The 1611-nt window shown below is 27.9% G+C and carries 2 protein-coding genes, 1 tRNA gene and 1 pseudogene; all 4 read right to left on the bottom strand.

The annotated features are described in order from the left end of the window. Positions 1 to 142 precede the first annotated feature (142 nt). Positions 143 to 218, bottom strand: a tRNA-His gene (locus BCF89_RS03330). 262 nt (positions 219 to 480) lie between these two features. Then, complete coding sequence (locus BCF89_RS03495; protein WP_170108367.1) at positions 481 to 636, bottom strand: hypothetical protein; 156 nt, start codon at positions 634 to 636, stop codon at positions 481 to 483. Between the two features lie 40 nt (positions 637 to 676). Then, positions 677 to 1108: a peptide-methionine (R)-S-oxide reductase MsrB gene (gene msrB / locus BCF89_RS08810; RefSeq protein ID WP_439330549.1), complete on the bottom strand. Its 432-nt coding sequence runs from the start codon at positions 1106 to 1108 to the stop codon at positions 677 to 679. 87 nt (positions 1109 to 1195) lie between these two features. Beyond that, positions 1196 to 1579: pseudogene (locus BCF89_RS08805) on the bottom strand (peptide-methionine (S)-S-oxide reductase); the annotation flags it as partial. Positions 1580 to 1611: the final 32 nt, after the last annotated feature.

Below are 1611 nucleotides of genomic sequence, written 5' to 3'. Positions count from 1 at the left end.
GGAACGAATTAGTTATAAAACCGCTGGGTTGTCCCCAATTAAATTTAGGGACAACCACAGCAGTTAAACATTCCGGTTTTTGGGGGACTCTGCATGCATTAGTTTAAATAATCTTATTTTTTATCATAAAAAATAAAAAAAATGGGGCGTTCGAAGGGGATCGAACCCTCGTATGCCGGAGCCACAACCCGGAGCGTTAACCACTTCGCCACGAACGCCAAATGTTGCTAAATAATAATAACATAAAAAAAATAAATGTTTCAAACTTTTTTATTTATAAATATTAAAATGTAACTTTAAAATACTCAATTAATTTCCTATTATATAAAATAGATTTGATTGCCTAACAAACAAAAAAAAGACTCAATATGATTGAAAAATTCATTGAGTCTTTTTGTTAGTATAAAATGAAAAAATGATTCATTATTAATTCATCGTTTATTTTCATTATTGTATATCATGAATTAAATTCATGATTCATTATTTATTATTTGTTTTATTTTCTTCTTTTTTGTTAAGTTTAGAAGTTTCTTTTTTAGATTTTTCTTTTTTGATTGCTAATACTGTGGCAGTTATTGCTGAAGTAGTTGCTAAAATTGTTAAAAAAATTAATGAGAATTTTGTTACTTTTTTCATAATTAGTATTTATAAAATCTTTTATCTTTAAGATATTTAATTAATCTACATATTTCTTATATTCTGAATAACCTTTTTCATCCATTTCTTCATATGGAATAAAATCAAGTGCAGCACCATTAATGCAATATCTTAATCCCCCCATATCTTTTGGCCCATCATTGAAAACATGGCCTAAATGATTATTTCCTTGACCTGAGCGCACTTCAGTACGAATGCGATTATGTGATGTATCTTCTAAATATAAAATACTTTCTTTTAAAATTGGTTTCGAAAAGCTAGGTCATCCACATCCAGCATCAAATTTTGTTGCTGAAGAAAATAAAGGTTCACCTGTTATTTTTTCTACATAAATACCTTTACGATATTCCTTATTTAATTTTGATGTATGAGGGGTTTCTGTAGCTGAGTGTTTTAGGACTGCATAACTTAATTTATCAAGATTAAGTTCTTTGCGAAGTTGTTTAATGATTTCTTTATCCTTGTTATCCAAAGTATAAGTTTTAACTAAATTAACATGACAATATCCATCTGGATTTTTTGCTAAATATTTTTGATGGTATTCTTCAGCTTTAATGAAATTATCTAGTGGTTTTAATTCAACGTAAAATTCTTTGTAATCATTTCTTAGGTATTCAAATAAAGAATCAAGTAAGTATGAATCTTCTAAATCTTCATAATATACACCAGTGCGGTATTGCAATCCAACATCATTTCCTTGTTTATTCAATGAAGTCGGATCAATTACTTTAAATAAATATAAAATAATTTCTTCAAGAGAAATGATTGCTGAATCATATGTTATTTTTAAGGTTTCAGCATGCTTAGTTTCCTTTAGTAATTGATAAGTTGTGTGCTCTGTAATTCCATTTGCATAACCAATGCACAGTCCCCCAAAAACCGGACAAAAAAGTGGAGGATTTTTTCATGCAAAAATATACATATGAATTAAAGAAAGAAATTATTTTTGATTAC

Source organism: Metamycoplasma auris, from assembly GCF_003253435.1.
GTDB classification, from domain to species: Bacteria; Bacillota_I; Bacilli_A; order Mycoplasmatales; family Metamycoplasmataceae; genus Metamycoplasma; species Metamycoplasma auris.
This window is presented reverse-complemented; position numbering and strand designations above follow the sequence as displayed.